Here is a 25,313-nt window from a genome sequence, read left to right on the forward strand (position 1 = left end):
GGTGCATTGCGATGAAAATGTTGCTTGGAAAAAAACTGGGAATGACCCGGTTATTTAAACAGGACGCAGTCGTGCCTGTTACGGTTATTCAGGCAGGACCGTGTTATGTTGTTCAGAAAAAAACGCCACAGGTTGATGGGTACTGTGCAGTCCAGCTTGGCTTTTGCGATGCCAAGAAATTGAATAAACCACTCCAGGGACATTTCAAAAAAGCACAGGTTAAACCTCTCAGGTTTCTCAGGGAAATGAGAATAGAAGATGAAAAGGAACTATCGTCGTATGAAATCGGTCAGCAGATAAAAGTAGATGTGTTTCAGGTTGGCGAGAAAGTAGATGTGATAGGCTGGACAAAGGGTAGAGGATTCTCTGGTGCAATAAAGCGCTGGGGATTCTCAGGCGGTCCACGTGCACACGGTTCAAAATTTCACAGGGAACTTGGTTCCTTGGGTCAGCACACAGAACCAGCGAAAATTTTCAAAGGTAAGAAAATGCCAGGAAGATACGGTAATGAGCGTGTTACCATACACAACCTCGAAGTCATCAAACTGGATGTTGAAAATAACCTGATAGCGCTCAAAGGTTCAGTCCCAGGAGCGAGGGGGAGCCTGGTACTCATCAGAAGTCCCAGGAAAACCCGAAAATGAACCACAAGGAGGAATAGAAAATGGCTCTTGTAGACCTTTACAACATGAAGGGTCAGAAGATTGGAACTCAGGAATTGAAAGATGAGGTTTTCAACATTGAACCCAACCTCGATGTCATGTGGAGGTATGTTGATTACCAGCTTTCTTGTAGAAGAGCGGGAACTGCCTCGACAAAAACTCGCGCGGAAGTGAGTGGTGGAGGCAGAAAGCCATGGCCACAAAAACACACAGGACGCGCAAGACATGGATCGATAAGATCACCTATCTGGAGACACGGTGGTGTTGCTCATGGACCACAGCCCAGAAGCTGGGCAAAACGCTTGCCGAAAAAGATGCGCAAGCTCGCACTCAAATCTGCTCTATCCCAAAGATTCAGAGAAGGTAATCTCATAGTGCTGGACGATATAAAATTCGATACGCCGAAAGCCAAAAATATGAGGCAGCTTCTTGAGAATCTGCAATTGAAAGACAGTAAAGTGTTATTTGTATTACCCTGGAAGAGACCCGAGTATGAGTATGTAAGGTTATCCTGCCGCAACATATCTGGTTTGAAGGCAATCATTGCTGATAATCCTGGAGCGACGCGTGAAGACGAGAACGCCGTAAGAATAGACGGATTGAATGTCTATGACATAATTAACCACGAAAAAATAGTTTTGACTCGTGACACCGTTGCGAAAATCGAGGAGGTGCTGGGATGAACCAGCAAAAACTCACACCTTACGATATATTGACAAGACCCATTTTAACCGAAAAAACAACGCTTGCTAAGGAAAATAGGAAATATGCCTTCGAGGTCAACCCTTTGGCGAACAAAACTCTTGTTAAAAATGCCGTTGAAACATTGTTCAAAGTTAAGGTAAACAAAGTGAATATCTCTGTTGTTAAACCCAAACCCAAGAGAAGAGGCAGATTCGAGGGTAAAACAAGAAGCTGGAAGAAAGCCGTCGTTACTTTAAAAGAAGGCTATGCAATCAAAGAACTCGAAGGCCAGCAGTGAAAGAGGTGAAAGATCATGGGCTTGAAAAAGTATAAACCAACATCACCAGCTATTCGTTTCATGCTTACACCCGATTTTTCTGAGATAACGAAAAGTGAACCAGAGAAATCACTGCTCGTGCCTCTAAAAAAGACCGGTGGGCGAAATCATTACGGGAGAATTACCGTCAGATTTAGAGGCGGTGGACACAAAAGAAGGTATCGCCTTATAGATTTCAAAAGAGATAAGATTGGAGTACCAGCTAAGGTCATGTCAATCGAGTACGATCCAAACAGATCGGCAAGAATCGCATTGCTTCTTTACGCAGATGGAGAAAAACGATATATCTTGGCACCAAACAACCTGCAGGTTGGTGACACTTTGATGAGTGGGCCAGATGCTGAAATCAAAGCAGGTAATGCTTTACCACTTGAGAAAATACCACTTGGCACGATGATCCACAATGTTGAAATCAGACCGGGTTCGGGTGGTAAAATAGCAAGGTCTGCTGGTGTTTCATGTCAATTGATGGCAAAGGAAGGAAATTACGCGTTGCTCAAAATGCCTTCGGGTGAATTGAGAAAAATACACATAAAGTGTTATGCAACAATTGGTATTGTGAGCAATGAAGATCACAAGAACGAGATCTCGGGTAAGGCAGGTAGAACACGCTGGCTCGGCAGAAGACCACATGTTCGTGCAATGGTGATGAACCCAGTTGATCATCCTATGGGTGGTGGTGAGGGAAGAGGAAAAGGACAGCACCCCGTCACACCTTGGGGAATGCCAACCAAGGGATACAAGACAAGACGTGGTCGAAGACCTTCCGACAGATTCATTGTAAGAAGACGCAACCAGGGATGAGGAGGTGTGATGAATGGCACGTTCTCAGAAAAAAGGACCTTATGTTGATATCAAACTCTTGAAGAAGATCAGAATGCTCAACGAAAGCGGAGAAAAGAAAATCATAAAAACCTGGAGCAGATCATCGACAATTGTACCCGAGATGGTTGGTCATACCATAGCAGTTCACAATGGTTTGAAACACGTTCCAGTTTATATAACTGAAAACATGGTTGGGCATAGACTTGGTGAATTCGCACCTACCAGAAGATTTGGTGGTCATGCAGAGAAAAAAGCTGCTACAAAGGGCCAGGTGAAATGAGGAGGGAACAGCGATGAGCGCAGAAAGCAGTACGAAGAGGCCCAAGAGATCGGTTCAGCACAGAAATGCTTCAGAGAGTAAAACCACTGAAGTTAGAGCAGTCGGTCGTTACTTGAGATCTTCCCCAAGAAAGATAAGGGCTGTGATAAACGCAATTCGTGGTAAAGATGTCGCCGAAGCTTTTCAGATACTTGAGATGTCACCAACAAAGGCTGCAAGGCTTGTCGAGAAAGTTCTGAAATCTGCTGTGGCTAATGCTGAAAATAACGCAAAACTCAGCAGTGATACATTGTATGTTTCTTACTGCGTTGCTGATGATGGACCCCGTTTGAAGAGAGTTTGGCCGCGTGGTCGAGGAAGAGCTGATATGATTCAAAGACGAATGTGCCACATTACCGTAGCGGTGAAAACTAAAGAAGCGAAAGCTTAGAGAGGTGATACGGTGGGTCAGAAAGTACATCCCAGAGGGTTTAGACTTGGTGTCGGTGCCGATTGGCAGGCAAGATGGTTCAATGAAAAAAATTATGGTTCATGGCTGAAGGAAGACGAACAGATCAGAAAAATGGTTAAGGCTATCTACAATCAAGCTGGTATCAGCGAGATTTTCATAGAAAGGCCCGATAATGAGAGCGTCACAGTTACGATCAAAACAGCAAGACCTGGAGTAATAATAGGCAAAAAAGGTGCAGAGATAGGTAAACTCAGAGAAGATCTTGAAAAGAGCTTGAATAGGCGTGTCATTGTCAATGTAGAAGAAATAAAAACGCCCGAGACTGATGCACAATTGGTTGCAGAAAACATTGCAAGCAGGATAGAAAAGAGGGCTTCGTACAAAAGAGCAATGAAACGCGCACTGTCTGATGCCTTCAGAAAAGGTGCAATTGGCATGAAAGTAATGGTTTCAGGTAGACTTGCTGGTGCAGAAATAGCAAGACGCGAATGGTATTTGAGTGGTAGATTACCGCTTCAAACGGTTAAGGCTGTTATTGATTATGGTGTGGCTACTGCAAAGACAAAGTACGGAACAATAGGAATAAAGGTATGGATATACAAAGGAGATGCTCAGATTTAGTACAGGGAGGTTTTTGAAATGTTGATGCCTAAAAGGGTAAAATACAGAAAACAGCAACGCGGACGAATGCGAGGAGAAGCAAAGGGTGGAACAACTGTTGCCTTCGGTGAATGGGGTTTGAAGGCGCTTGCCCCCGCTTGGATAACCTCGCAGCAGATAGAGGCTGGTCGTATCGCTATAATGAGGGTTATGAAAAAGAGTGGAAAGCTCTGGATAAGAGTTTTCCCGGATAAACCTTACACAAAGAAGCCGGCTGAAACAAGACAGGGTAAAGGAAAAGGTAATGTTGAAGGATGGGTCAGTGTTGTAAAACCCGGGAAGATACTTTTCGAGGTATCCGGAGTGGAAGAAAATGTTGCAAAAGAAGCCCTGATGTATGCCGCAAGTAAATTACCGATACCAACTAAAATAGTTTCCCGCTCTCACATCGGAGGTGAGGCTGTATGAAAGCAGCCGATATCCGAAATTACACAGATGAAGAACTCAAAAAATTGTTAGAGGAAAAAAAGAAGCAGTTGATGGATCTGAGGTTTCAGCATGCCATGGGTCAGCTCAGAAATACTGCTCAGATCAAAGAAGTGAGGCGTGATATAGCAAGAATCAGAACAATTCTTCGCGAAAGAGAACTCGGAGTAAGGAGGTAAACAAATATGGCAAAAAGGCGACTCACAGGGATTGTCATCAGTGATAAGATGGATAAAACAGTTGTAGTCAAAGTAACCAGGAAATTTGAACATCCTAAATATAAAAAGCACGTTGAAAAGTCCAAAAAATATCACGCACACGATGAAAAAAACGAGTGCAAGGTAGGAGACCTGGTTGTTATTGAAGAAACAAGACCACTCAGCAAGACCAAAAGTTGGCGAGTTGTCGAGATACTGAAGAAACAAATGGTAGTTGAGGAAGTACCTGATACCGAGGAGAGTGAAAAGATATGATTCAGGTGGAGAGCTATCTTGAAGTTGCTGACAACTCTGGTGCCAAAAAATTGAGAGTTATAAGAGTGATGGGTGGCTTTCACAAAAAATATGGAACTGTTGGAGATGTAGTTGTTTGTTCGGTTAGAGATGTTGTACCAAACACCGCCATCAAGAAAGGCGAGGTAGTCAAAGCGGTTATCGTCAGGACAAGGAAACCGATTAAAAGACCGGATGGTACTTATATTAGATTCGATGATAATGCGGCTGTCTTGATCGACAAATTCAACGAACCACGTGGAACGCGCGTTTTTGGCCCAGTAGCAAGAGAGATACGTGAAAAAGGATACATGAAAATAATCTCACTTGCTCCTGAGGTGCTTTGAGAGGTGATTGAAAAATGAGAATAAGAAAAGATGATCTTGTGCAGGTGATATCCGGTAAAGACAAGGGAAAGAGAGGAAAAATTCTCAAGGTAATTCCCAAAGAGAACAAAGTGGTTGTTCAGGGAATTAACATGGTGAAGAGGCATCAAAGACCGATTCCGCAGCTCAGAGAAGGTGGAATAATAGAGCGCGAAGCACCTATATATGCTTGCAAAGTAATGCTCGTGTGCCCTAATTGTGATAAACCAACTCGCATTGGAGCGAAGTTCCTTGAAGATGGAACAAAGGTCAGAGTTTGCAAAGAATGCGGTGAGGTCATAGATAAAGCGTGAGGAGGAATCCAAAGATGGGTACTCAGTACATCCCACTCAAGGAAAAATATGAGAAAGAAATAGTGCCGAAAATGATCAAGGAATTCAATTACAAAAATATACATCAAGTTCCAAAGATTGAGAAAATAGTCATCAATATGGGAATTGGTGAAGGCTCCAGAAACGCCGAGCTTTTGAACAGACACATGAAAGAACTGGCAGCCATAACTGGTCAAAAGCCGGTTATCACAAAAGCCAAAAAGAGCATCTCGAATTTCAAAGTGAGAAAGGGTATGAACGTGGGACTTAAGGTGACACTGCGAGGTTTGAGAATGTGGAATTTTCTGTACAAACTTGGAAATGTCGTTCTGCCAAAGGTGAGAGACTTCAGAGGTCTCAATCCCAATTCTTTCGATGGTCGTGGTAATTACAGCTTTGGCTTGACAGAGCAATTTGTTTTTCCAGAAGTGACACCAGATCAGTCACCAAGAGCTCAGGGAATGGATATAATAATTGTCACTACGGCAAAGACCGATTCAGAAGCTCTGAGATTGCTCGAGCTTTTGGGATTGCCTTTCAAACATTGAGAGGAGGTATTTGATGCCACGCAAAGGAATTATAGAGAGATGGAAAAAACCCAAGAAATTCAAAGTTCGCGAGTACACAAGGTGTTCAATATGTGGAAGACCTAAAGCAGTTTATCGCGAGTTTGGTTTGTGCAGAGTTTGCTTCAGAAAGATGGCTCTCGAGGGCAAACTCCCTGGCGTCAAAAAAGCAAGCTGGTAAGTAAGGGAGGGAGAATGATGTGGAGTGACCCGATAGCTGACATGCTCACGAGAATAAGGAATGCGAATGTTGTCTTCAAAGAATACGTAGATGTTCCTGCTTCTAACTTGAAAAAAGCGATATGCGAGATTTTGAAGAAAGAAGGATTTATCCAAGATTACAAATACATAGAAGATGGAAAGCAGGGAATTTTGAGAATACACATGAAGTACAAAGGTCAGAGAAGGAACAGGGAAAGAGTTATCAAAGGTATTGTGAGGGTTTCAAAACCAGGCAGACGTCTATATGTGGCAAAAGACGAGATTCCCAAGGTAAAGAACGGTATAGGTATAGCTATTCTCACAACTTCGAAGGGTGTTCTGACCGACAAAGAAGCACGAAGCCTTGGAGTTGGAGGAGAAATCATCGCCTACATCTGGTAAGGAGGTGAAGAAAATGTCAAAGTTGGGGAAAAAACCGATATTGGTGCCTAAAGGTGTACAGGTTCAAATAGAAGGTAATACTATAACAGTCAAAGGTCCAAAAGGAACTCTGTCACGGAGTTTTCCAGAATATGTGAAAGTAAGCCTTGAAGATGGCAAGATCCGCGTGGAACAAAACGAAGCGACCATTGTGCGAAAATCTCAAAGAAAGATTCTCAAAACTTACCATGGTACCTACTGGTCTTTGATAAGAAATATGGTTCAGGGAGTGACAAGTGGTTTTGAAAAACAACTGGAAATAATTGGCGTTGGATACAGAGCACAGGCTCAGGGCAACAAATTGTCCCTTCAAGTTGGATATACTCATCCTGTGGTTCTTGAAGCACCTGCCAATGTCACAGTGGAAACTCCAGCGCCCAACACTATAATTGTGAAGGGTATCGATAAACAAGTAGTTGGACAGTTCGCCGCGCAGATAAGATCGTGGCGAGAAGTGAATGTCTACAGCGGTAAAGGTATCAAATACAAAGATGAGCTGGTAAGACACAAAGAAGGCAAGAAAAAATAAAGGGGGCATATAGCGTGATTAAGAAACAAGATAGAAGGCAGCAGAGAATCAGAAGGCATTTGAGAATAAGAAAAAAAATCTTCGGCACTGCCGAAAGACCGAGATTGTCAGTTTTTAGAAGCGAAAAGCACATCTACGCGCAATTAATTGATGACACAAAAGGTCATACGATTCTCTCAGCATCCACACTTGATCCAGAGCTGAGACAGAGAATAGTAAAGACATATAACAAAGAAGCCGCAAGAGAAGTTGGAAAATTGATTGCGCAGCGCGCATTGGCTAAAGGTATAAATCAAGTAGTGTTCGACCGCGGTGGATTCAAATATCACGGAAGAATCAAAGAACTTGCCGATGCTGCAAGAGAAGTCGGGTTGAAGTTCTGAGGAGGTGCACAAGAGAATGGATGAGATACTCGAAGAAGAATTGATAAAGAAAGAATCAGAAGAGTTTGAGGAACGAATTGTTGAAATAAAACGCACAGCTAAGGTGACAAAAGGTGGAAAGACTCTGAGTTTCAGGGTTCTCGCTGTTGTCGGAAACAGAAAAGGAAAGGTCGGAGTCGGCTTGGGAAAAGCAAGAGAGGTACCTGATGCTATAAGAAAAGCGATAAGCGCCGCCAGATCAGCGATCATAGATGTTCCACTGTACAAGAACACTATACCCCATGAAGTAATTGGGAAGCAGGATGCCTCTAAGGTTCTTCTCAAGCCTGCTGCCCCTGGAACTGGAATCATCGCTGGTAGTACGGTGAGAGCTGTTGTTGAGCTTGCTGGTATACAGAACATTCTGACAAAGTCACTGGGCTCATCGACGGCAGTTAATCTGGCTCTTGCCACTTTGAATGGTCTTAAATCCCTGGTTTCACCGGACAAAGCGGCTAAACTTCGGGATATAACGGTAAGCCAGGTTTTGCGCGGAACGAGGAAGGAGGTCTGAGGATGCCAAAGCTTGTAATTGAACTGGTCAGAAGTCCTGTCGGATATAAGTATGATCAAAGAGAAACAGTAAAAGCCCTTGGCTTGAAGAAATTACATGACAAAGTTGTCAAGCAGGACAATCCTCAGATCAGAGGAATGCTCAATAAGATCAGACACCTTGTAAAAGTTGAAGAGCTCCAGAAAGAGGAGGAATGAACAATGCTCAAATTGCACGATCTAAAACCCACTCCTGGCTCAGTCAGGGAACCAAAGAGAGTTGGACGGGGAATTGGTTCCGGACTTGGTAAAACAAGCGGAAGGGGTCATAAAGGTCAAAAATCAAGAGGATCTGGAAAGGTTCATCTGTGGTTAGAAGGTGGGCAGACCCCGCTACATAGGAGGTTACCAAAGGTTGGTTTCAAAAGCTTCACGCACAAAAACTATGCAGTGGTAAATATAAGATCCCTTGAAGAGAAATTCGAAGCTAACGAAGAAGTCACACCTGAAACTCTTATCAAGAAAGGTCTGGTAAAAAAAGTGAAGGATGGTATCAAAATACTTGGAAGTGGTGAATTAACAAAACCCTTAACGGTTAAAGCGCACGCATTCAGCAAAGCCGCCAAAAAAGCCATAGAGATGGTCGGTGGTAAAATAGAGGTGATATAGCGTGTGGAAAGCATTGCAAAATGCCTTCAAGATACCAGAATTGCGGGATAGGATCCTTTTTACAATCGCTGCTTTGATTGTTTTCAGGCTCGGTATATACATTCCCATTCCAGGAATAAATATCCAGGCATGGGGTGAGGCTTTCAAGAGATTTGGAGAAGGTGCGGCTGGAGGCATACTCAGCTTTTACGATGTTTTCACGGGAGGAGCCTTGGAGAATTTTTCGATTTTTGCTATGAGCGTGACTCCTTATATAAATGCCTCAATTGTCTTGCAATTGCTGTCTTCTGTGATACCGAAGCTTCGTGATGTTTTGCGAGAAGGTGAAGAAGGCAGAAAAAAATTCGCTCAATACACACGTAATTTGACAATAGTACTCGGTGCTTTCCAGTCGTTCATAGTTTCTTTCAGTCTGGTCAGGCAAAATCCAGATATCGTTGCTTATGGCTTGAATCCACTTTCTTTTGTGATGATTTCGACGATTTCCATGTTGGCTGGTACGATGTTCTTACTGTGGCTTGGTGATAGAATTACCGAACGTGGTATAGGAAATGGAATATCAATACTGATTTTTGCAGGTATAGTTGCAAGATATCCTAATTATTTTGGCAGAATTCTTCTGGGTAGATTGAACGTTTTTGGTTGGATCTTTCTCATAGCCGTTGCTCTGATTACTGTCGCCGGTATTATATACGTGCAGCAGGCAGAAAGGCGTATAACAATCCAGTACGCAACACGAGTAACGGGTAGAAGGGTATACGGTGGTGCATCTACTTATATACCCGTTAAAGTCAACCAGGGAGGCGTCATACCAATAATCTTTGCAAGTGCCATACTTATGATTCCGGCTGCTATTGCTCAGATGGCTGGTTGGGATTTTCTCAGACGCCTTCTTGGACCTGGTAGTGCTCTTTACATCATACTGTACGGTGTGATGGTTTTCTTCTTTACATATTTTTACAGCGTTGTCGTTTTTGATCCACACGATGTTTCAGAAAATGTGAGAAAATATGGTGGATTCATACCTGGTATAAGGCCAGGAAAACCAACGGAGGAATACATTCAGAAAATAGTCAACAGAGTTACTTTTATGGGTGCTGTTTTTCTGGTTGCCATTGCACTTTTACCGCACCTTGTTCAGGGTGTTACGAAGGTAGATATAGTTATAGGAGGTACATCGACCTTGATCGCCGTTGGTGTTGCACTCGATGTTTTGCAACAGATGGAAGCTCATTTGATCATGAGACATTATGAAGGTTTCATCAAAAAAGGAAGGATAAAGGGAAGATGAGGATAGTTTTGCTTGGAGCACCTGGCGCGGGAAAAGGAACACTTGCCAAAGACTTAATAAGTCATTTCAAGATTCCACATATATCAACAGGTGATATGTTCAGAGAAGCTGTGGCTGCTGGCACAGAACTGGGGCGTAAAGTTCAAAGCATTTTGGAGTCTGGCGCGCTTGTGCCAGATGAGATCGTCAATCAGGTAGTTGAAGAGAGACTGAAAAAATTTGATTGTCAGAATGGTTTTGTATTCGATGGCTATCCGAGAACAGTTCCGCAAGCTATAGCATTGGATGAGATACTCTCGAAGATGTCTAAGAAATTAGATGCGGTTATTTACTTACGAATAAGCGAGCAGACAGTGGTTGAAAGACTCACAAACAGAAGATTGTGCCCAAAATGTGGCAGGATTTACAACATGATTTCAATGCGTCCTAAAAATGATGAGCTGTGTAATGACTGTGGTGTAAAACTCGTGATTCGTGATGACGACAAAGAAGAAGTTGTCAGAAAGCGTTATAGGTTGTATTGTGAAATGACAAAGCCGCTGGTAGATTATTATCAAAAAAGAGATCTGCTGATTGAGGTAGATTCAGAGGTTGATCATCAGGATTTGGCAAACCGAGTAATAAAGATTTTAGAAAAGGTGAGATCTTGATAAGAATAAAGTCGAAAATCGAACTTGAACACATGACCAAAGCCTGCCGTGCTGTCGGTTTGGTACTCAAGGAAGTGAAAGATATCATGGTCGAAGGAGCAACGGCAGCTGACGTTGAAGACTTTGTTCTGAAAAGATTCAAAGAACTGGATGTAAAACCAGCCTTCAAAGGTTATAGGGGCTATAAATATGCGACTTGTGTTTCTGTGAACGAGGAAGTTTTGCACGGAGCACCTTTGAAGAGCAAGGTCTTCAAAAAGGGAGATATAGTCTCTGTTGATCTTGGTGCGATATATCAAGGATTATACGCAGATGGAGCTGTGACCTATTCTGTTTCTGGTACTGATGAGATAGGTGAAAAGTTGATGATGGTAGGGCAGGAAGCTCTAAATAAAGCCATATCCGTTGTAAAGGATGGTGCAAGGATTGGTGACATTTCTTACGCCATACAGAGCTTTGTTGAAGCAAACGGCTTCAATGTCATCAGGGATTACGTGGGTCATGGCATAGGTAGGCAATTGCATGAAGAACCTGAAATACCTAATTACGGCAAGCCAGGTACTGGTGCGAAAATAGTTTCTGGCATGACACTGGCTATAGAAGTTATGATCTGTGAAGGTGATTGGCAGGTGTCCACACTTGACGATGGATGGACTGTGGTAATGCTCGATGGTAAGAGAAGTGCTCATTACGAACATACTGTTCTGGTTACCGATACAGGAGCAAAGGTTCTGACACAGTTTTAAGAGGTGGTGAAATGCCTAAGGAAGATGTCATTAAGATGGAGGGGACGATAACAGAAGCAAGAAGAAATGCGACTTTTGTCGTAGAACTTGATAACGGTCACAAGATTCTGGCACAGATTTCTGGAAGGATGAGAAAGAATTTCATCAGACTTTTTCCAGGAGACAGAGTGGTTGTTGAACTTTCTATATACGATCTCTCAAAGGGACGTATTGTTTACAGAAAAAAGCTGGACAAGAAAGAAGATGACGATGACGAAAGGAGCTGATAAGATATGAAAGTAAGGTCTTCTGTCAAAAAAAGATGTGAGCACTGTCAGATTGTTCGCCGAAGAGGTCGTGTTTTGATCATATGCAAAGCAAACCCAAAGCACAACCAGAAGCAGGGTTGAAAAACAGGGAGGGAACTGAATGGCGCGTATAATGGGTGTCGAATTGCCCGGAAATAAAAAGTGTTTCGTTGCCCTGACTTATCTGTACGGTATTGGTAAGACAAGGGCTTTTGAGATTCTGAACAACACAGGTGTTGATCCCGATAAAAGAGTGAAAGATCTCACAGATGAAGAAGTTAGTAAGATAACGAAATTCATTCAGGACCATTACAAGGTCGAAGGTGAGCTCAAGGCAGAAGTAAATAGAAATATTAAGAGATTGATCGATATTGGCTGTTACAGGGGATTGAGGCACAAGCTTGGATTGCCTGTGCGCGGTCAGAGAACTCGTTCCAACGCACGAACCAGAAAAGGACCGAGACCAAGTAGAATAAAGACAAAGAAGAAGAAAGAACAAACCGTATGATTGAGGAGGAATGATCATGGCAAGAAGGTCAGAAGGAAAGAAAAAAAGAAAAATTCTAACAGACAGAGGAATCGTTCACATAAAATCCACATTCAACAACACGATTGTGACTCTATCAGATGCTGATGGTTCTACAATCATCTGGGCAAGCAGCGGTACAGCCGGTTTTGAAGGGACGAGAAAAGGTACACCGTACGCAGCACAGCTTGCAGCCGACAAGGTTGCCAAGGAGGCTCTAAGGCTCGGTATAAAACGCGTTGATGTTCTGGTAAAAGGTCCTGGACCCGGACGAGAGGCTGCTATTAGAACACTCCAGGCAGCAGGTCTTGAGGTGGACAGCATCAAAGATGTGACACCTATACCTTTCAACGGCTGCAGGCCTAAGAAGAAACGCCGAGTTTGAGGGAGGGAATGAAATGGCTAGATACACTGGACCAGATTGTAGATTGTGTCGCAGAGAAGGTATGAAACTCTATCTGAAAGGTGAAAGATGCTTTACTGACCATTGTTCATTTGACAGAAGATCATATGCACCTGGGGATCATGGACGTCAGCGTGGGAAACTCTCGCAATACGGCACACAACTGCGCGCAAAACAGGTGATGAAAAGGATATACGGTATAGTCGAACGGCAGTTTGAACGATACTTTGAAAAAGCTCTGAGAATGCCAGGAGATACACGAGAAAATCTCGTGAGGCTTGTCGAATCTCGTGTGGACAACGTAGTTTACAGAATGGGTTTTGCCATCAACAGAAAACAGGCAAGGCAATTGGTAACCCACGGCCATTTTTTGGTCAACGGTATGAAGATTGACGTGCCTTCTTATAGATTGAAGCCGGGTGACACAGTAGAAGTCAGCGAAAAGAGTAGATCCATTAACGTTATAAAACAGGCAATAGAAACATCTAAAGATAGAACCAAGGTGCCATGGATTGAGGTTGATCCTGATTCCTACAGGGGTACATTTGTGAGGTTCCCAAATCTTGAGGAGGTAACGGATCTGCCAGTAGACGTGCAGGCAATAGTTGAGTTCTACTCGAGGTGATGTGTGTGATCGAATACGTTGTTCCTAAGAAACTCAAGATCGAAGAAGAGCGAGCAGAAGCAGAATATTATTATGCGAGATATGTCCTCTCACCGATGGAAAAAGGTTATGGTACCACTATCGGGAATGCGCTGAGACGTATCTTGCTCTCATCGATTCCCTCTGTTGCAATAGTTGGTGTGAAATTCATAAAACCGGAGAAATACCACGAATTTGACACAATTACTGGTGTAAAGGAAGATATTCTTGAGATCATTTTGAATCTGAAGAGAGTTCAATTGAGGGCAGAGGTACCGGTTAGAGAAAAGATAAAGATGATTGTCGAGAAGAAGGGACCTGGTGTCTTAACAGCTGGCGACATAAAGGTACCTGCTGGTTTTGAGATTGCAAATCCTTCGTTGAAAATAGCCACACTCGATGAAGAAGCCGACCTCATGTTTGAACTGTATGCCCAGGCAGGTAAGGGATTTGTCCCGGCAAGCGAACTGGACGAGCATCCTGAAATCGGATGGATACCAATTGACGGTGTTTTTTCACCCGTGATGAAAGTTAACTTCAAAGTTGAGAGCGCAAGGGTTGAGAAGAAAACTGATTACGATAAAATGATTCTTGAAATTTGGACAAAGAAAACGATCTTCCCCAATGAAGCGCTGAAAAGGGCGGTAGAAATACTAACAAACCATCTGCAGATCATATCTGAGAGTTTGCCAGAAGGTATGGTGCCTTTGACAACAGAATTCGTTTCTGTGTCACAGGAAGAAGCTAAACCCGAACAAGAAGTAAGTGAAGAGGAAGCGATATACTCAAGAAAAATAGACGAGCTGGAACTGACAATAAGATCACTCAATTGTCTGAGGCGTGACAAAATCGAGACCATAGGCGACTTGATGAAAAGAACGGAGGAAGATCTCCTCAAGATCAAGAATTTTGGTCCAAAATCCTTGGATGAGGTTAAGTCAAAACTCATGGAGAAATTCGGTCTCACACTCAAAAAAGGAGGTTAATTTATGAGACACAGAATGCTAAGAAATCACATAGGTACTTATGGCAGCCATACACGCTCTTTGCTGAAAAATCAGATGAGAGAACTTGTTGAGCACAAAAGTATTGTAACAACCGTGACCAAAGCCAAGGTAGTTCAAAGGGCTTTTGAAAAACTCATGACAAAAGCGGTAAAAGCTGCAAAAGCTGATAAATTAGAGAGTGTTGCTCTTAGAAGGCAGATAAATTATTACCTAAGTGATAGACGATTGACAAATAAACTTGTCGATGAAATCGCTAAATCCATCGATAAGACAAGTGGTTTTACCAGAATAATTCGTATTGGCAGAAGACGTGGCGATGCTGCGGAAATGGTTTTGTTGCAGATTGTCGAAAAACAATGAAGAGAAAATCCCCTCAATGGGGATTTTCCCTTTTTATTCAATCTATTGACTAATTGATGTTTATCTGGTAAATTTTATTTGTAACCTCTTTTTTAGATGCCAACCCGATTAGTGCCCTTACTTTTTAAATGTGCTGATTTGTATATCTGATTTGGAGGTGTTTCTCCTTGGTCAACAACAACGAACAAGAAAAGAACGAAAATGTTACTGTCAAAATTGATGATCTGGAGCGTATGACGATCAAAGAGCTGTACGATCTGGCTAAAAAGTACGATATTCCAAGGTACACAACTTTGAGAAAACGAGACCTTATCTTCTCCATACTCGAAGCTCAGGCGAAATCTCATGGATTGTTTTTCGGTACCGGGGTCTTAGAGATCCTTTCAGATGGTTATGGGTTTCTCAGAAGTGGAGATAATCTATTGCCGAGTGCAAACGATATTTACATATCACAATCTCAGATAAGAAAATTCAACCTGAACACAGGAGATATAATATCTGGCATTATCAGACCGCCGAAAGAAGGTGAAAAGTTTTTTGCCATGATAAAAATTGAGGCTGTGAATTTCAGACCACCAGAGGCAACCAGTGAAAGGGTCAACTTTGAAAATTTAACTCCAGATTACCCAAAAGAAAGGTTCATACTTGAGACATCAAGGGATATTCTTTCTACTCGATTGATTGATATTTTTGCGCCAACCGGTAAAGGTCAGCGCGGTATGATAGTCGCGCCGCCGAAGGCTGGTAAAACCACTTTACTCAAGGAAATAGCCAACGGTATAGCCATAAATCATCCTGAAACCCATAGAATTGTACTGTTGATAGATGAGCGACCAGAAGAAGTTACAGATATACGCGAATCTGTAAATGCGCAGGTCATAGCAGCACCGTTTGATATGGCACCTGACAAGCAGATAAAAGTTGCAGAGCTGACACTTGAAATGGCAAAGAGATTGGTTGAATACGGGCATGATGTTGTCATATTGCTTGACAGTCTCACAAGGCTTGCAAGAGTGTACAACATACAGGTACCACCGAGCGGGAAACTTTTGAGCGGTGGTGTTGATCCAGCGGCTCTTTACAAACCAAAACATTTTTTTGGAGCGGCTCGAAGCACAAGAGAAGGTGGGAGTCTGACAATCATCGCAACGGCGTTGATAGAAACTGGTTCCAAGATGGATGAAGTGATTTTCGAGGAATTCAAAGGCACCGGTAATATGGAGCTGGTTCTTTCAAGACAACTGGCTAATAAGAGAATCTTCCCGGCTATAAACCTTCAGCTTTCAGGTACTCGCAAAGAAGAACTGTTGCTCAGCGAAGATACACTCAAAAAAGTCTGGATACTGAGAAGAGTACTGAGTGGCATGACAGAAGAAGAAGGTCTGAATTTTATTTTAAGAAAACTTCAAGAGACAGAATCAAATGAAGATTTCCTTGCTCTTATCGACCAGCAAAAGGTAAAATATTAGACGGAGGTAGAGACCTTGTACGTGATCGGAATAGACCTTGGAGGAACCAATTTTGCAGTTGGACTGGTTGATGAAACCGGAAGGATCGTCGCTCGAAACCACGGTAAGACAAAGGTGGATGATGGTCCACAGGTTGTTGCCAAAAGACTGGCTGAGGCGGTTAACAGGATAAAAGAAGGTTCGCAAGTACTGGCTGTAGGTGTTGGCTCTCCTGGTAGCATAGATCATAAAAAAGGTGTTGTGAGATTTTCTCCCAACTTTCCTGGGTGGCATGATTTTCCACTGGCTGAAGAGATCAAAAAATACACTGATCTGGAAGTTTTCGTAGAAAACGACGCGAATGCTTACGCACTTGGTGAGCACACTTTTGGAGTGGGAAGAGGTTATGATCATCTTGTCTGCCTTACCCTTGGAACAGGTATCGGTGGAGGAGTAATAACTCACGGGGTTCTTCTAAGAGGAAGCACGGGTATTGGTGCTGAATTGGGACACATGAATGTGCTTCCAAATGGTCCAAAGTGTGGCTGTGGTTCAAATGGATGTCTTGAAGCACTTGCCTCGGCAACTGCGATGAAGAGGTTTGTTCTTGATGGATACTCCAGACATACGGATTCTTCGCTCTTTAAGCAGAAAACACCCGATCAGGTAACACCGAAAGATATCTTTGAGCATGCAAAAATGGGTGATCAGTTTGCTCTGAGCATCTTTGATACAGTAGTCAGTGCTCTGGCTGTAGCTATTGGCAGTTTGGTGAACATATTCAATCCGCAACTGGTTGTTCTCGGTGGTGGCATAGCAAATGCCGGGGAATTTTTGCTCAACCCTGTTTTTGAGAGATCTAAGGATTATGTACTACCAACGATGCTGGGGACTTACCAGATAAGGTTGAGCGAACTTGGTAAAGATGCTGGCATTCTCGGTGCGGCTTCGATCGTTATCGAGAGGATGAAAAAAGCTTGAGAATCTTGCTCATTTCGGACCTGCACGTGCCTACTAAATTGCATAGCCTGCCAGATGAATTACTGCATATAGCCCAGCAAGTTGATGCAGTTATTGCCACAGGTGATTTTGTCGATTTACAGACTGTTTTAACACTGCAGGCGTCGTCAAAAAATCTGTACGCTGTTCATGGTAACATGGATGATATAGATGTAAAAGAACATTTACCGTCAAAAATGATGGTTCAGATTGAGTCGATGAAGGTGGGAATCTGTCACGGCTGGGGTTCTCCTTTATCGATACGTGATAGAATTCTCTCGGTTTTTGATGATAAGCCAGATATCATATTCTATGGTCATACTCATAAAACCGATGACTCTGTTTTAGAATCTGTGAGATTCATAAATCCCGGTTCTTTCTGTGATGATAAAAGTTTTGCATTGGTGGAAATATGTGGCAGTCAGTTGAAGATCCAGTTCAACAGATTATAGATAAGATCTTGCTTGATATAAAAAACACTGTACACGGTAAGCTGCTGGTTGCCTTCTCCGGTGGTGAAGACAGTTCACTTGTTGCATACCTTTCCAAGCAAGCCCTTGGTAAAGACAGAGTAGTTCTTGTAAATGTCGATTGGGGTACTTTCACCTACAAAACGGCAAAAGACGGTGTTGTTGAAATGGCTAAGGATCTTGGTCTTGAGCTGATTTTTGTGGATGGCCAGCACAGACAGTCTCAGATATGGCGCCACGGACCAAGTTGCAATGCGTGTACTCGCTTTGCAAAACTTCAATCTGTGCTCGATGTGGATCACACGTCGTACGTTGCAACAGGTTCAAACCTTTCAGATAGCTGGGGACAGAACGGAGTAAAGCTCAACGGCAGAGTTTATTCACCGTTGATCGATCTGGATAAGAAAACTATAAGGTTACTTCTTGATCACCTCGGTATTCGACCAGTGAAGATAGGGGAGTCTTCTCAACGTGAAGGCTGTAAATTGAAACATCTTATGAAGATGATGACGAATCCTTCGTACCATGGCGAAGCTGTCAGCTCCTGTAACGAAACCCTGCTCTCTTTTCTCAACCAGATTAACTACAAACCGACACTGGCGAATGTAAAAATAATTGGTCCTCTTTCCAGAAATATCGCACTGGTAAATGTCTTACCGCATTTGGGTGAACAGGAATCAGATCAGGTCGTTCAAAGATTGAGAACCATTGATAAAGTAGATGAAATTCACGTGCTGAAAAAACCGGTTAAACTGAAAATCCTGGCAAATCCGGGTCTGTTCAACGACCCCGTGGCGAGATTGAGGGTTTTTCAGGGATTTATTCAAAGGGATTTTGCCGTCCCGGTTTGTGCTGAATGGTATAAATCTACCAATTCACGCCTGAGAACCTTCCAGGTAGTGGGTTTTGAGTATGACAATAGATGAGATTTTTAAAAAAGCCGAAAAACCCATCTTGATAATAGTCCCAACCGAGCACGACGCACAATCACTGGCATCAGAACTGGGTGCAATGTATTTTCCTTCTCACGACGTTTTCCCATTTGAAGAGATACCTGTTTCCATGCCGGTGAGAAAAAGTCGTATAGAAGTTCTCTGGAGATTGGCAAACGGTTCAAAGGATGTTATAGTCACAACACTTCATGCGATTAGCAGAAAAACGTTTTCTTGTGAGCAATTGAAGAGTTTTACAAGAATTTTGAGGATCGGGGACGAGTTTCGTGACTTTGAACAGTTCCTGTTTAAAACAGGTTACGAAAGGGCTTTTCTCGTAAGAGCACAGGGAGAATTTTCAGTTCGTGGTGATATTGTCGATTTTTTTGGACCTTCTTACGATAAACCGATTCGAATAGAACTTTTTGGCAACAGAATTGAGAGCATCAGATTCTTTGACGTGATTTCTCAACGCTCTGTTGAAACACTTCAAGAAGTTGTTTTATTGCCTGCCCGTGAGTATATCAGCGATGTTCATTCCTTTGATACTGTTCCTGGCAAGGCTGGTTCCAACTCCACCATCTTTGATTATGCTTCTTTCAACACCTTTATCGTTGATTTTGAAAGATGCCAGCAGGAATTCGCAAAAAGAGAAAGGGAAATCCGCGAGATTCTTGAGAAAGATCTGGTCGACGAGTATGTCGAGCACTCTCAGGTGAGCCTATCGGAGCTGGTCAAATTCATTGAAAGGTTCACCCCATTGGAGTTTGACCTCAAAACCCTGAAGCTAACGGCAAAGAGTTCTAAGGTGGAACAATTACCGATTCTGGATGAAGAAGAACTCAGTGTAGGTGATTATGTTGTTCATAAAGATTACGGTATAGGCGTTTATAAAGGTGTTGAAAGAGTTGAAAATCCGCTGGGTGTGAGAGAATACATCGTAATAAAATATGAAGATTCAACCATATATGTGCCTGTTGAAAGACTTGACAGGATTCACAGATACATCGGAGACATTCAAAATGTGAAGATAGATAGATTGCAATCCAGAAGCTGGACGAAGCGCGTCGAAAGAGTCAGAGAGAATTTGAAAGAGAGGATCACCGAACTGATTAAAATATACACAAAAAGGCATCAGGCAAAGGGACTCAGGTTGACTGGTGACACAGAGCTTGAGAAGGCATTTGCACGAACTTTTCCATACGTGGAAACTCAGGATCAATCGGTGGCAATTGAGGAGGTGCTCAATGACCTGGCAAGCGATGAACCTATGGACAGGCTTTTATGCGGAGATGCCGGTTATGGAAAAACCGAGGTGGCACTGAGAGCGGCTTTTCGATGCGTTGTGTCTGGTAAACAGGTTGCAGTTTTGGTTCCAACAACTGTTCTGGCAAAGCAACATTACAGAGTTTTCAAAGAAAGAATGGAACCCTTTGCAATTTCGGTGCAGGTTATAGACCGGTCTGTGAGTAAATCTCAAAGAGACAGGATTTTTGAACAGTTGCGTGATGGTACCGTGGATGTCGTCATTGGCACCCATGTACTTTTATCTGAGAAAGTGAATTTCTCAGACCTTGGGCTTGTCATCATAGATGAGGAACAAAATTTTGGAGTGGAACAAAAAGAAAAATTCAAAAAACTACGGTTAAATGTAAATGTTTTATCTCTCAGCGCAACACCTATCCCAAGAACTCTTCACATGGCTCTTAGTGGAATGAAAGATATGAGTGTTCTTAACACACCACCGTTTGGTAGATTGCCGACCATCACCTACGTTGCAAGGTACAGCGAACAGCTTGTGAGAGCAGCGGTGCTCAGGGAGATCAACAGAGGTGGACAGGTTATATATGTACACAACAGGATACAGGATATATACGACGTGTATGAACGGTTGAAAAAAATTTTACCGCAGGTCAGGATCGTTGTTGCGCACGGTAGAATGAACTCCAAGAAACTTTCCATGGCAGTCAGGAGTTTCTATGAACATGAAGCTGATGTCATTGTCTGTACGTCGATCTTAGAAAACGGAATCGATATTCCGAATGCAAATACACTCATTGTGGATGACTCACATCGATATGGTCTGGCTCAACTTTACCAGCTCAGAGGCAGGGTTGGACGGAGCGATAAGCGTGCCTTTGCATACTTTTTGTACGATTCAGATCTGGAGGACTCCGCTGCCCGCAGGCTTCAAGTTATAAAACAGTTTTCAGGTCCTGGCAGTGGGCTGCAACTTGCGATAAAAGATATGCAGATGAGAGGTATAGGCTCTGTGTTCGGCTTTGAACAGCATGGAGTCATCAACGAAGTTGGTCTCAATCTCTATTTAGAAATCATGGGTGAACAGTTAAAGAAACTTAAAGGTGAATCGATTGTTGATGAATATGCTCATGTTGATACAGAAATAGAAGGTATACCAGGAGAGCTGGTTATTCCTTCAGATTACATTGAAAATCCAATGGAACGCATGAGGATATACAGAAGGCTGGCATCCTGCAAAACTGTCCAGCAGGTTGATGATGTACTGTCCGAATTGAGAGATAGGTTTGGTGAATATCCACAGCAGGTGATTTTGCTTGCGGAGATTTTCAAACTCAGACTGATAGCATCTATAAAGGGAATAAAGAAGATAAGATATGAAGAAAACACCTTGCAAATTTTCAGTGAAAAACAGCTTAATATCAAAACCAACAAAAGATATCTCTACAACGAAAGATTCAAGGCGTACTTTTTCAATGACGTTGAACCTGAAGAGGTACTGAGTTTTGTGAAAAAACTACTTTTCTGAAACCACCTGAAACAGGTACTCATCGGAGCTTTTAAACACAAACAGATCGACTCGTTTTGATTTCTTATCGGATAGTTCAAGCACAAGGTCTTTGTTCATTATCACATATCTTCTGGCACTTTGTATTGGAACGGAGTGGTAATATCCAATGAACTCGAGTTTTTCCACTCTGTTTTTATAATGCATTAAAAAATTCTCCAAAGTTTTTAGCGCTTCGTCTGTTCTGGGAAAAGAAGATGGTTTGAACCTCATGATCTTCAAAATCGGAAGGTTTTTTTCTCTCACCTGTGCTTTCATGAGATGATATTGCTTGGACTCAACGTTAAAATGGAAATCTTCTGATTTTATCATCTGCTGAAAGGATTCTCTGTTATAGAACAAAGATACTGAAATTTTGGGATGTATTGTTCCTTCGTTTACCAGAATTGTCTTTGTGCAATCTGACGAATTGATCCGTACGTCTTGCTGGCTTTTTTGCAACGACTTGATCACCAATTCACTGTCAGGTGACTTTAATTGTTTTACCGAGCAAGAAAATGTATTGAATTTGTCGTTAACGTTTACCAGCACAGGTAGATTCTGGATAAATGGTGCAAATGACAGTGGCTGAATGTTGTTGACTTTAATGAGTCCAAATTCCATCTTCAAAGATTCAATCAACTGCCTGAAGATTTGCATATGTATTCAAGTGCCTTTTGAAGTCTCTGGAAAGGTTCAAGAATATCGATTTCTTCAACAAGCTGTTTGAATCTTTCCAATTTTTCTTTTGAAATTTCCCTGTTTGAAGAAATACGAACGGCGCCTGATCCAAATGGAATAATGCATTCATCTGGACTTGGCTGTTCAATTTGCTCCTGAGATGGGACAGTCGGAATAACAAAGAAAACGTTTTCAGAAGCGTCCATCAAAATCGAAGTGTCGGTAAAGACTATTTCCGGTCTGTTTTCAACTTTTTTCAAAAGTGATTTTGCAATGACCTCTGTGTTCAAATAACTTTCCAGTGATTTGCCATACAAAATTCTCTGTAAAGGAGTTGGGGTTATTGGATCTGTATATTTGAACTCATGTGGTATGCCAGATTCGTCGATTATCAGCAAGCCTCCAACGTATTTCTCATCCATTTTCTTAACCGATAGGTACCCTATCACAGTCTCACATCCAGTATGAATCCTTTTTTCTCCTCTTTTTCAGGGTGTTGCCGTTTTTTACCAAAATAATATCCTCCAGAGCCTCTTCCGCCTTCTTCAGTTGCTGTTTTCACGATTTTCTCCTCAATCCTGTTATCGGGGTTAACCATTTTCGTTTGTTGCTGTGACTTGATGATGATTTCCGATTTTGCCAGCTCACTTGCTGCTATCTGGGTGTTGATGCTCTGGGCGGCAGTTGAAGATATATCAGTTCCCTTCACAATTAACGTCTGAAGATCGATTGGTGTTATCATTGTTCTCCCCCAGGATGTACCTTTTGATTTTCAAAAGTGCACTTGATAAAATCTGTGACACCCTTGACTCACTCACCCCAATAATTAGACCGATTTCCTTCAAAGAAAGATCTTGCTCAAATCTCAGTGACAGCACCAACTGTTCTCGAGGTTGCAGCATTTTTATAGCTTGTGCCAGTTTTTCGGCGATGATTTCTTTGAAAGCAGATTGCGAAGGTTCATCCTGCTCACTCAAGTTATCGGCAAATGAATCGAAATCTTCATATAGGTATTCATCAAGCCTCAGCAATTGTTTTCTAACAGTCTCATCCAGTGCTCTTTTCACTTCATTGCTTGTTAAACCTGTGTGCAGAGCTATTTCCTCGACAGTGGGATATCTGTTCAACCTGGATTCAAGTTCATAGGCTGCCTTTTCGACCTCTTTGACATTGTGCCTGAGGTTTCTTGGCATCCAGTCTATTCTTCTCAAATAATCGTACATTGCACCTTTAACCCTTTTTATGACAAAGGCGTGCAGGTTAGTACCTTTTTTCGGATCATACCTGCGAACAGCTGATAAAAGTGCTAAGACACCTTCCTGGACCAGATCGTCAAACTCCACATTTTTGGGCAAGTTGTGGAGCAAATCTGATGCTATTCTTTTCACGGCGGGCAACATCTCTTTTATTATTTCTTCTTCACTGATCTTGTACACATGATCATCCTCTCTATATTTCGATGATCTGTACAGTTTCTCCTCCTCCCACCTTTCTCACCAGCAGTTTGCCGGTCTCGACATTGTACTCAATGCTCCTTGCTCTGTTACCACCTGTATCTTCACCTTTGAGTGGTATGCCGTAGTATTTGAGCCAGTACTTCACGGCATCCGCGTTTTTCTTGCCTATGTTCATGGCGTTTGACTCAAACATCGCAGCTCCACCAGCGATCTTAGCCTCGATTCTTGACTGAGAAGCCCCCATTTCAACGAGTTTTTCGATCAAATATTTAACCGCTGTATCTGCATATTTTCCCGGATTTTTAATGTCTTTATCCGGACTTTCCGGTAACATTACATGTGCCATCCCGCCTATGCGCGCAACAGGGTCTCTTACACAGACACCAACACAGGACCCCAATCCAAGTGTGACAATTATGGCTGGATTTTTCTCTATCGCGATTTCTCCAATTCCAATTATTGTTTTCTTAACCATCAAAGTCCCACCTTCGAAAAGATTTTCTCCAAGCTTCCCTGCCTTGGTATCAAAAGCATCTGTGAAGTGGCAGATTTGATGTCTTCCACGCTCAATTCCGTTTCAACGAATATGGCATTGTCTTCATAATTTTCACTTGCCAGTATAGCTTCCGAGACGATTGCAACCAGCATATCTATACTCAGCTCAGGTGGTAAAGGATCCAAGTAAAGCTGAGTGAACTCTGCAAGGGCTGTGATGTAAGAACCACACATGATATTGCCGATTTCTTTCAAAGCAGATACCGACATTTCATCGAGCTGTGTGATATCTTCACAGGGACTGCCAAGAAGATCTGTTAAAATTTTTTTTGCTGCATGTCTGTCTAAAATCAGCAGGATGTCAAACTGTGCATCTCCTTTCACAACCATCCTTATTCCTATCACGATATCCTCTGGTTGTGAAAACACGAATATGATTTTCTCTATCGGTACTGTTTCGACATTTGGCACAGTTATTTCAATTTTCTTTCCTGTGAGTGTTGATAGAGCAGTTGCGGCGTTACCTGTACCGATATTGCCAATCTCTTTAAGAAGATCAAGCTGTCTATCATTTAACTGCATCTCACGCCTCCTCTCCACGGGATGCTTTTTTCATTTTCAATTCCTGCTGGAAAACAAAAACTACCAGTGATCTTTCTAATTGTTCAGGAAGTTCGAGAAATTGTACGCCATATTCGTAAAAACCGGTTGCTTCGTTTTTTCCGGCAGATCTCACAATCTGTGCCTTTTGCTGATAAAGTTTGATGTTTCCCAGATCCAGATTCACAAAGATTGGCTGTCCAACTTCAAGAATCTTGCTTGTACACATCAACATACCACCGGCACTGAAATCACGTGTCAAAAAACTGTATTCTTTGTCATCTCCGGGCAAATTATATGTCCCATTCAATACAAGTGGTATTCTGACATATCTTCGTCTTTGAATTCTTTTGACAGTCGGAGGAATTGTTATGTGCATTGTTAGAAAGTTGTCTTCATCTCTTCCATAGTCTAAAACACGGCTTGAAAAACCATAGACGACTTTATCTGACAGTGCGGTCACATAGATAAAATCGCCTCTTGGTAGAGGAACAAACCTTCCTTTCAAGCTTGGCATGGCTATCTTGAGTATACCTCTGTCAAAATATACTTCGTGAATGGTGCTTTTGAGGACATCCTTTTTACCATCCTTGGACTCGACTTCTATGAGCAAAGGCATTCCCGGTCTGATAACCGTCTGTGCATCAACCTGAATGATCTGCTCAGCCATTCAAGCACC

The 25,313-nt window shown here is 42.4% G+C and carries 42 protein-coding genes; 35 read left to right on the forward strand and 7 right to left on the reverse strand.

Annotated elements, in window-relative coordinates; all coding sequences use genetic code 11:
* Nucleotides 1-11: 11 nt before the first annotated feature.
* The 35 genes from rplC (at nt 12) to mfd (ending at nt 21,383) form a co-directional block, all read left to right on the forward strand.
* The gene (rplC, locus tag AC4E92_RS00090) at nt 12-644 is read left to right on the forward strand and encodes a 50S ribosomal protein L3 (protein ID WP_490238547.1); all 633 of its coding nucleotides are present in this window, start codon (nt 12-14) and stop codon (nt 642-644) included.
* Nucleotides 645-664: 20 nt separating this feature from the next.
* Nucleotides 665-1,345, forward strand: coding sequence for a 50S ribosomal protein L4 (rplD, locus tag AC4E92_RS00095; RefSeq protein WP_490238548.1), 681 nt, complete (start codon nt 665-667; stop codon nt 1,343-1,345).
* On the forward strand, nt 1,342-1,644 hold the full coding sequence (rplW, locus tag AC4E92_RS00100; RefSeq protein WP_490238549.1) for a 50S ribosomal protein L23: 303 nt from the start codon (nt 1,342-1,344) through the stop codon (nt 1,642-1,644). The genes rplD and rplW overlap by 4 nt, the downstream gene beginning before the upstream one ends.
* A gap of 15 nt (nt 1,645-1,659) precedes the next feature.
* Complete coding sequence (rplB, locus tag AC4E92_RS00105) at nt 1,660-2,487, forward strand: 50S ribosomal protein L2 (protein WP_490238550.1); 828 nt, start codon at nt 1,660-1,662, stop codon at nt 2,485-2,487.
* Nucleotides 2,488-2,500: 13 nt separating this feature from the next.
* Nucleotides 2,501-2,788 (forward strand): 30S ribosomal protein S19, encoded by a 288-nt coding sequence (gene rpsS, locus AC4E92_RS00110; protein WP_041083321.1) that lies wholly within the window; start codon nt 2,501-2,503, stop codon nt 2,786-2,788.
* Nucleotides 2,789-2,801: 13 nt separating this feature from the next.
* Nucleotides 2,802-3,218 carry a 50S ribosomal protein L22 gene (rplV, locus tag AC4E92_RS00115; protein ID WP_490238551.1) on the forward strand — a complete coding sequence of 139 codons (417 nt, stop codon included), beginning with the start codon at nt 2,802-2,804 and terminating at the stop codon, nt 3,216-3,218.
* Between the two features lie 12 nt (nt 3,219-3,230).
* On the forward strand, nt 3,231-3,860 hold the full coding sequence (gene rpsC, locus AC4E92_RS00120; RefSeq protein WP_490238552.1) for a 30S ribosomal protein S3: 630 nt from the start codon (nt 3,231-3,233) through the stop codon (nt 3,858-3,860).
* 18 nt (nt 3,861-3,878) lie between these two features.
* Nucleotides 3,879-4,307 (forward strand): 50S ribosomal protein L16, encoded by a 429-nt coding sequence (gene rplP / locus AC4E92_RS00125; protein ID WP_490238553.1) that lies wholly within the window; start codon nt 3,879-3,881, stop codon nt 4,305-4,307.
* On the forward strand, nt 4,304-4,504 hold the full coding sequence (gene rpmC / locus AC4E92_RS00130) for a 50S ribosomal protein L29 (RefSeq protein ID WP_490238554.1): 201 nt from the start codon (nt 4,304-4,306) through the stop codon (nt 4,502-4,504). Before rplP ends, rpmC begins: the two co-directional genes overlap by 4 nt.
* Nucleotides 4,505-4,510: 6 nt before the next feature.
* A complete protein-coding gene (rpsQ, locus tag AC4E92_RS00135) occupies nt 4,511-4,798 on the forward strand; it encodes a 30S ribosomal protein S17 (protein WP_490238555.1) in 288 nt (95 codons plus the stop codon).
* On the forward strand, nt 4,795-5,163 hold the full coding sequence (gene rplN / locus AC4E92_RS00140; protein ID WP_490238556.1) for a 50S ribosomal protein L14: 369 nt from the start codon (nt 4,795-4,797) through the stop codon (nt 5,161-5,163). Before rpsQ ends, rplN begins: the two co-directional genes overlap by 4 nt.
* A gap of 14 nt (nt 5,164-5,177) precedes the next feature.
* A complete protein-coding gene (gene rplX / locus AC4E92_RS00145; RefSeq protein ID WP_490238557.1) occupies nt 5,178-5,495 on the forward strand; it encodes a 50S ribosomal protein L24 in 318 nt (105 codons plus the stop codon).
* A 14-nt stretch (nt 5,496-5,509) separates the two neighbouring features.
* Nucleotides 5,510-6,061 (forward strand): 50S ribosomal protein L5, encoded by a 552-nt coding sequence (gene rplE / locus AC4E92_RS00150; RefSeq protein ID WP_490238558.1) that lies wholly within the window; start codon nt 5,510-5,512, stop codon nt 6,059-6,061.
* Nucleotides 6,062-6,074: 13 nt separating this feature from the next.
* Nucleotides 6,075-6,260 (forward strand): type Z 30S ribosomal protein S14, encoded by a 186-nt coding sequence (locus tag AC4E92_RS00155; protein ID WP_490238559.1) that lies wholly within the window; start codon nt 6,075-6,077, stop codon nt 6,258-6,260.
* Nucleotides 6,261-6,277: 17 nt separating this feature from the next.
* Complete coding sequence (rpsH, locus tag AC4E92_RS00160; RefSeq protein WP_490238560.1) at nt 6,278-6,682, forward strand: 30S ribosomal protein S8; 405 nt, start codon at nt 6,278-6,280, stop codon at nt 6,680-6,682.
* A gap of 13 nt (nt 6,683-6,695) precedes the next feature.
* Nucleotides 6,696-7,250 (forward strand): 50S ribosomal protein L6, encoded by a 555-nt coding sequence (gene rplF / locus AC4E92_RS00165; RefSeq protein WP_490238561.1) that lies wholly within the window; start codon nt 6,696-6,698, stop codon nt 7,248-7,250.
* A 14-nt stretch (nt 7,251-7,264) separates the two neighbouring features.
* Nucleotides 7,265-7,633 (forward strand): 50S ribosomal protein L18, encoded by a 369-nt coding sequence (gene rplR / locus AC4E92_RS00170; RefSeq protein ID WP_490238562.1) that lies wholly within the window; start codon nt 7,265-7,267, stop codon nt 7,631-7,633.
* Between the two features lie 16 nt (nt 7,634-7,649).
* Nucleotides 7,650-8,186 (forward strand): 30S ribosomal protein S5, encoded by a 537-nt coding sequence (gene rpsE, locus AC4E92_RS00175; protein ID WP_490238563.1) that lies wholly within the window; start codon nt 7,650-7,652, stop codon nt 8,184-8,186.
* Between the two features lie 2 nt (nt 8,187-8,188).
* Nucleotides 8,189-8,383 carry a 50S ribosomal protein L30 gene (gene rpmD / locus AC4E92_RS00180; RefSeq protein ID WP_490238564.1) on the forward strand — a complete coding sequence of 65 codons (195 nt, stop codon included), beginning with the start codon at nt 8,189-8,191 and terminating at the stop codon, nt 8,381-8,383.
* A gap of 3 nt (nt 8,384-8,386) precedes the next feature.
* Nucleotides 8,387-8,833: a 50S ribosomal protein L15 gene (gene rplO, locus AC4E92_RS00185; RefSeq protein ID WP_490238565.1), complete on the forward strand. Its 447-nt coding sequence runs from the start codon at nt 8,387-8,389 to the stop codon at nt 8,831-8,833.
* A 1-nt stretch (nt 8,834) separates the two neighbouring features.
* Nucleotides 8,835-10,124: a preprotein translocase subunit SecY gene (secY, locus tag AC4E92_RS00190; RefSeq protein WP_490238566.1), complete on the forward strand. Its 1,290-nt coding sequence runs from the start codon at nt 8,835-8,837 to the stop codon at nt 10,122-10,124.
* Nucleotides 10,121-10,774 (forward strand): adenylate kinase, encoded by a 654-nt coding sequence (locus AC4E92_RS00195; RefSeq protein ID WP_490238567.1) that lies wholly within the window; start codon nt 10,121-10,123, stop codon nt 10,772-10,774. The genes secY and AC4E92_RS00195 overlap by 4 nt, the downstream gene beginning before the upstream one ends.
* Nucleotides 10,771-11,520, forward strand: a complete 750-nt coding sequence (gene map, locus AC4E92_RS00200; RefSeq protein WP_490238568.1) for a type I methionyl aminopeptidase — start codon at nt 10,771-10,773, stop codon at nt 11,518-11,520. The genes AC4E92_RS00195 and map overlap by 4 nt, the downstream gene beginning before the upstream one ends.
* 11 nt (nt 11,521-11,531) lie before the next feature.
* Nucleotides 11,532-11,786, forward strand: coding sequence for a translation initiation factor IF-1 (gene infA / locus AC4E92_RS00205; RefSeq protein WP_490238569.1), 255 nt, complete (start codon nt 11,532-11,534; stop codon nt 11,784-11,786).
* Nucleotides 11,787-11,792: 6 nt separating this feature from the next.
* Nucleotides 11,793-11,909: a 50S ribosomal protein L36 gene (rpmJ, locus tag AC4E92_RS00210; RefSeq protein ID WP_082025976.1), complete on the forward strand. Its 117-nt coding sequence runs from the start codon at nt 11,793-11,795 to the stop codon at nt 11,907-11,909.
* Nucleotides 11,910-11,928: 19 nt separating this feature from the next.
* Nucleotides 11,929-12,315: a 30S ribosomal protein S13 gene (gene rpsM, locus AC4E92_RS00215; RefSeq protein WP_490238570.1), complete on the forward strand. Its 387-nt coding sequence runs from the start codon at nt 11,929-11,931 to the stop codon at nt 12,313-12,315.
* Between the two features lie 16 nt (nt 12,316-12,331).
* Nucleotides 12,332-12,718: a 30S ribosomal protein S11 gene (gene rpsK, locus AC4E92_RS00220; protein ID WP_490238571.1), complete on the forward strand. Its 387-nt coding sequence runs from the start codon at nt 12,332-12,334 to the stop codon at nt 12,716-12,718.
* A gap of 13 nt (nt 12,719-12,731) precedes the next feature.
* Nucleotides 12,732-13,361 (forward strand): 30S ribosomal protein S4, encoded by a 630-nt coding sequence (rpsD, locus tag AC4E92_RS00225; protein WP_490238572.1) that lies wholly within the window; start codon nt 12,732-12,734, stop codon nt 13,359-13,361.
* Between the two features lie 5 nt (nt 13,362-13,366).
* Entirely contained in the window at nt 13,367-14,365 is a 999-nt protein-coding gene (locus tag AC4E92_RS00230) for a DNA-directed RNA polymerase subunit alpha (RefSeq protein WP_490238573.1), read from the forward strand.
* Between the two features lie 3 nt (nt 14,366-14,368).
* A complete protein-coding gene (gene rplQ, locus AC4E92_RS00235; RefSeq protein ID WP_490238574.1) occupies nt 14,369-14,746 on the forward strand; it encodes a 50S ribosomal protein L17 in 378 nt (125 codons plus the stop codon).
* Nucleotides 14,747-14,961: 215 nt separating this feature from the next.
* Nucleotides 14,962-16,215, forward strand: a complete 1,254-nt coding sequence (gene rho, locus AC4E92_RS00240; RefSeq protein WP_490238874.1) for a transcription termination factor Rho — start codon at nt 14,962-14,964, stop codon at nt 16,213-16,215.
* Nucleotides 16,216-16,230: 15 nt separating this feature from the next.
* The gene (locus AC4E92_RS00245; RefSeq protein ID WP_490238575.1) at nt 16,231-17,175 is read left to right on the forward strand and encodes an ROK family glucokinase; all 945 of its coding nucleotides are present in this window, start codon (nt 16,231-16,233) and stop codon (nt 17,173-17,175) included.
* Nucleotides 17,172-17,645 carry a metallophosphoesterase family protein gene (locus AC4E92_RS00250; protein ID WP_490238576.1) on the forward strand — a complete coding sequence of 158 codons (474 nt, stop codon included), beginning with the start codon at nt 17,172-17,174 and terminating at the stop codon, nt 17,643-17,645. The genes AC4E92_RS00245 and AC4E92_RS00250 overlap by 4 nt, the downstream gene beginning before the upstream one ends.
* Complete coding sequence (locus tag AC4E92_RS00255) at nt 17,606-18,589, forward strand: adenine nucleotide alpha-hydrolase family protein (protein ID WP_490238577.1); 984 nt, start codon at nt 17,606-17,608, stop codon at nt 18,587-18,589. Before AC4E92_RS00250 ends, AC4E92_RS00255 begins: the two co-directional genes overlap by 40 nt.
* The gene (gene mfd / locus AC4E92_RS00260) at nt 18,576-21,383 is read left to right on the forward strand and encodes a transcription-repair coupling factor (RefSeq protein ID WP_490238578.1); all 2,808 of its coding nucleotides are present in this window, start codon (nt 18,576-18,578) and stop codon (nt 21,381-21,383) included. The genes AC4E92_RS00255 and mfd overlap by 14 nt, the downstream gene beginning before the upstream one ends.
* Here mfd and AC4E92_RS00265 read toward each other — a convergent pair.
* The 7 genes from AC4E92_RS00265 to AC4E92_RS00295 are packed head-to-tail and all read right to left on the reverse strand — an operon-like array spanning nt 21,372 to nt 25,304.
* Nucleotides 21,372-22,061, reverse strand: a complete 690-nt coding sequence (locus AC4E92_RS00265) for a hypothetical protein (RefSeq protein WP_490238579.1) — start codon at nt 22,059-22,061, stop codon at nt 21,372-21,374. The genes mfd and AC4E92_RS00265 overlap by 12 nt on opposite strands.
* Nucleotides 22,040-22,531: a hypothetical protein gene (locus tag AC4E92_RS00270; protein ID WP_490238580.1), complete on the reverse strand. Its 492-nt coding sequence runs from the start codon at nt 22,529-22,531 to the stop codon at nt 22,040-22,042. The genes AC4E92_RS00265 and AC4E92_RS00270 overlap by 22 nt, the downstream gene beginning before the upstream one ends.
* Complete coding sequence (locus tag AC4E92_RS00275; protein ID WP_490238581.1) at nt 22,528-22,824, reverse strand: hypothetical protein; 297 nt, start codon at nt 22,822-22,824, stop codon at nt 22,528-22,530. Before AC4E92_RS00275 ends, AC4E92_RS00270 begins: the two co-directional genes overlap by 4 nt.
* The gene (locus tag AC4E92_RS00280) at nt 22,778-23,518 is read right to left on the reverse strand and encodes a sigma-70 family RNA polymerase sigma factor (protein WP_490238582.1); all 741 of its coding nucleotides are present in this window, start codon (nt 23,516-23,518) and stop codon (nt 22,778-22,780) included. The genes AC4E92_RS00275 and AC4E92_RS00280 overlap by 47 nt, the downstream gene beginning before the upstream one ends.
* 13 nt (nt 23,519-23,531) lie before the next feature.
* Complete coding sequence (gene cheD / locus AC4E92_RS00285; RefSeq protein ID WP_490238583.1) at nt 23,532-24,014, reverse strand: chemoreceptor glutamine deamidase/glutamate methylesterase CheD; 483 nt, start codon at nt 24,012-24,014, stop codon at nt 23,532-23,534.
* Nucleotides 24,014-24,616, reverse strand: coding sequence for a CheY-P phosphatase CheC (gene cheC / locus AC4E92_RS00290; RefSeq protein ID WP_490238584.1), 603 nt, complete (start codon nt 24,614-24,616; stop codon nt 24,014-24,016). The genes cheD and cheC overlap by 1 nt, the downstream gene beginning before the upstream one ends.
* A 1-nt stretch (nt 24,617) precedes the next feature.
* Entirely contained in the window at nt 24,618-25,304 is a 687-nt protein-coding gene (locus AC4E92_RS00295) for a flagellar brake protein (RefSeq protein WP_490238585.1), read from the reverse strand.
* Between the last annotated feature and the right edge of the window lie 9 nt (nt 25,305-25,313).

The organism is Pseudothermotoga sp., assembly GCF_031962025.1.
GTDB lineage: Bacteria > Thermotogota > Thermotogae > Thermotogales > DSM-5069 > Pseudothermotoga_B.

Excerpts from the sequence above, each read along its gene's own strand:
- rplD (WP_490238548.1), top strand. The coding sequence starts at position 665 with ATGGCTCTTGTAGACCTTTACAACATGAAGGGTCAGAAGATTGGAACT.
- rplN (WP_490238556.1), top strand. The coding sequence starts at position 4,795 with ATGATTCAGGTGGAGAGCTATCTTGAAGTTGCTGACAACTCTGGTGCC.
- rpsS (WP_041083321.1), top strand. The coding sequence starts at position 2,501 with ATGGCACGTTCTCAGAAAAAAGGACCTTATGTTGATATCAAACTCTTG.
- rplQ (WP_490238574.1), top strand. The coding sequence starts at position 14,369 with ATGAGACACAGAATGCTAAGAAATCACATAGGTACTTATGGCAGCCAT.
- rpsK (WP_490238571.1), top strand. The coding sequence starts at position 12,332 with ATGGCAAGAAGGTCAGAAGGAAAGAAAAAAAGAAAAATTCTAACAGAC.
- rplP (WP_490238553.1), top strand. The coding sequence starts at position 3,879 with ATGTTGATGCCTAAAAGGGTAAAATACAGAAAACAGCAACGCGGACGA.
- rplV (WP_490238551.1), top strand. The coding sequence starts at position 2,802 with ATGAGCGCAGAAAGCAGTACGAAGAGGCCCAAGAGATCGGTTCAGCAC.
- AC4E92_RS00155 (WP_490238559.1), top strand. The coding sequence starts at position 6,075 with ATGCCACGCAAAGGAATTATAGAGAGATGGAAAAAACCCAAGAAATTC.
- rpsD (WP_490238572.1), top strand. The coding sequence starts at position 12,732 with ATGGCTAGATACACTGGACCAGATTGTAGATTGTGTCGCAGAGAAGGT.
- AC4E92_RS00255 (WP_490238577.1), top strand. The coding sequence starts at position 17,606 with ATGTGGCAGTCAGTTGAAGATCCAGTTCAACAGATTATAGATAAGATC.
- AC4E92_RS00295 (WP_490238585.1), bottom strand. The coding sequence starts at position 25,304 with ATGGCTGAGCAGATCATTCAGGTTGATGCACAGACGGTTATCAGACCG.
- AC4E92_RS00275 (WP_490238581.1), bottom strand. The coding sequence starts at position 22,824 with ATGATAACACCAATCGATCTTCAGACGTTAATTGTGAAGGGAACTGAT.
- cheD (WP_490238583.1), bottom strand. The coding sequence starts at position 24,014 with ATGGTTAAGAAAACAATAATTGGAATTGGAGAAATCGCGATAGAGAAA.
- AC4E92_RS00265 (WP_490238579.1), bottom strand. The coding sequence starts at position 22,061 with ATGCAAATCTTCAGGCAGTTGATTGAATCTTTGAAGATGGAATTTGGA.
- rpsM (WP_490238570.1), top strand. The coding sequence starts at position 11,929 with ATGGCGCGTATAATGGGTGTCGAATTGCCCGGAAATAAAAAGTGTTTC.
- rpsQ (WP_490238555.1), top strand. The coding sequence starts at position 4,511 with ATGGCAAAAAGGCGACTCACAGGGATTGTCATCAGTGATAAGATGGAT.
- rplE (WP_490238558.1), top strand. The coding sequence starts at position 5,510 with ATGGGTACTCAGTACATCCCACTCAAGGAAAAATATGAGAAAGAAATA.
- rpsH (WP_490238560.1), top strand. The coding sequence starts at position 6,278 with ATGTGGAGTGACCCGATAGCTGACATGCTCACGAGAATAAGGAATGCG.
- rplO (WP_490238565.1), top strand. The coding sequence starts at position 8,387 with ATGCTCAAATTGCACGATCTAAAACCCACTCCTGGCTCAGTCAGGGAA.
- rplF (WP_490238561.1), top strand. The coding sequence starts at position 6,696 with ATGTCAAAGTTGGGGAAAAAACCGATATTGGTGCCTAAAGGTGTACAG.
- rplX (WP_490238557.1), top strand. The coding sequence starts at position 5,178 with ATGAGAATAAGAAAAGATGATCTTGTGCAGGTGATATCCGGTAAAGAC.
- infA (WP_490238569.1), top strand. The coding sequence starts at position 11,532 with ATGCCTAAGGAAGATGTCATTAAGATGGAGGGGACGATAACAGAAGCA.
- rpmC (WP_490238554.1), top strand. The coding sequence starts at position 4,304 with ATGAAAGCAGCCGATATCCGAAATTACACAGATGAAGAACTCAAAAAA.
- rplB (WP_490238550.1), top strand. The coding sequence starts at position 1,660 with ATGGGCTTGAAAAAGTATAAACCAACATCACCAGCTATTCGTTTCATG.
- rplW (WP_490238549.1), top strand. The coding sequence starts at position 1,342 with ATGAACCAGCAAAAACTCACACCTTACGATATATTGACAAGACCCATT.
- cheC (WP_490238584.1), bottom strand. The coding sequence starts at position 24,616 with ATGCAGTTAAATGATAGACAGCTTGATCTTCTTAAAGAGATTGGCAAT.
- mfd (WP_490238578.1), top strand. The coding sequence starts at position 18,576 with ATGACAATAGATGAGATTTTTAAAAAAGCCGAAAAACCCATCTTGATA.
- AC4E92_RS00195 (WP_490238567.1), top strand. The coding sequence starts at position 10,121 with ATGAGGATAGTTTTGCTTGGAGCACCTGGCGCGGGAAAAGGAACACTT.
- rpsE (WP_490238563.1), top strand. The coding sequence starts at position 7,650 with ATGGATGAGATACTCGAAGAAGAATTGATAAAGAAAGAATCAGAAGAG.
- rpmJ (WP_082025976.1), top strand. The coding sequence starts at position 11,793 with ATGAAAGTAAGGTCTTCTGTCAAAAAAAGATGTGAGCACTGTCAGATT.
- rpmD (WP_490238564.1), top strand. The coding sequence starts at position 8,189 with ATGCCAAAGCTTGTAATTGAACTGGTCAGAAGTCCTGTCGGATATAAG.
- rplC (WP_490238547.1), top strand. The coding sequence starts at position 12 with ATGAAAATGTTGCTTGGAAAAAAACTGGGAATGACCCGGTTATTTAAA.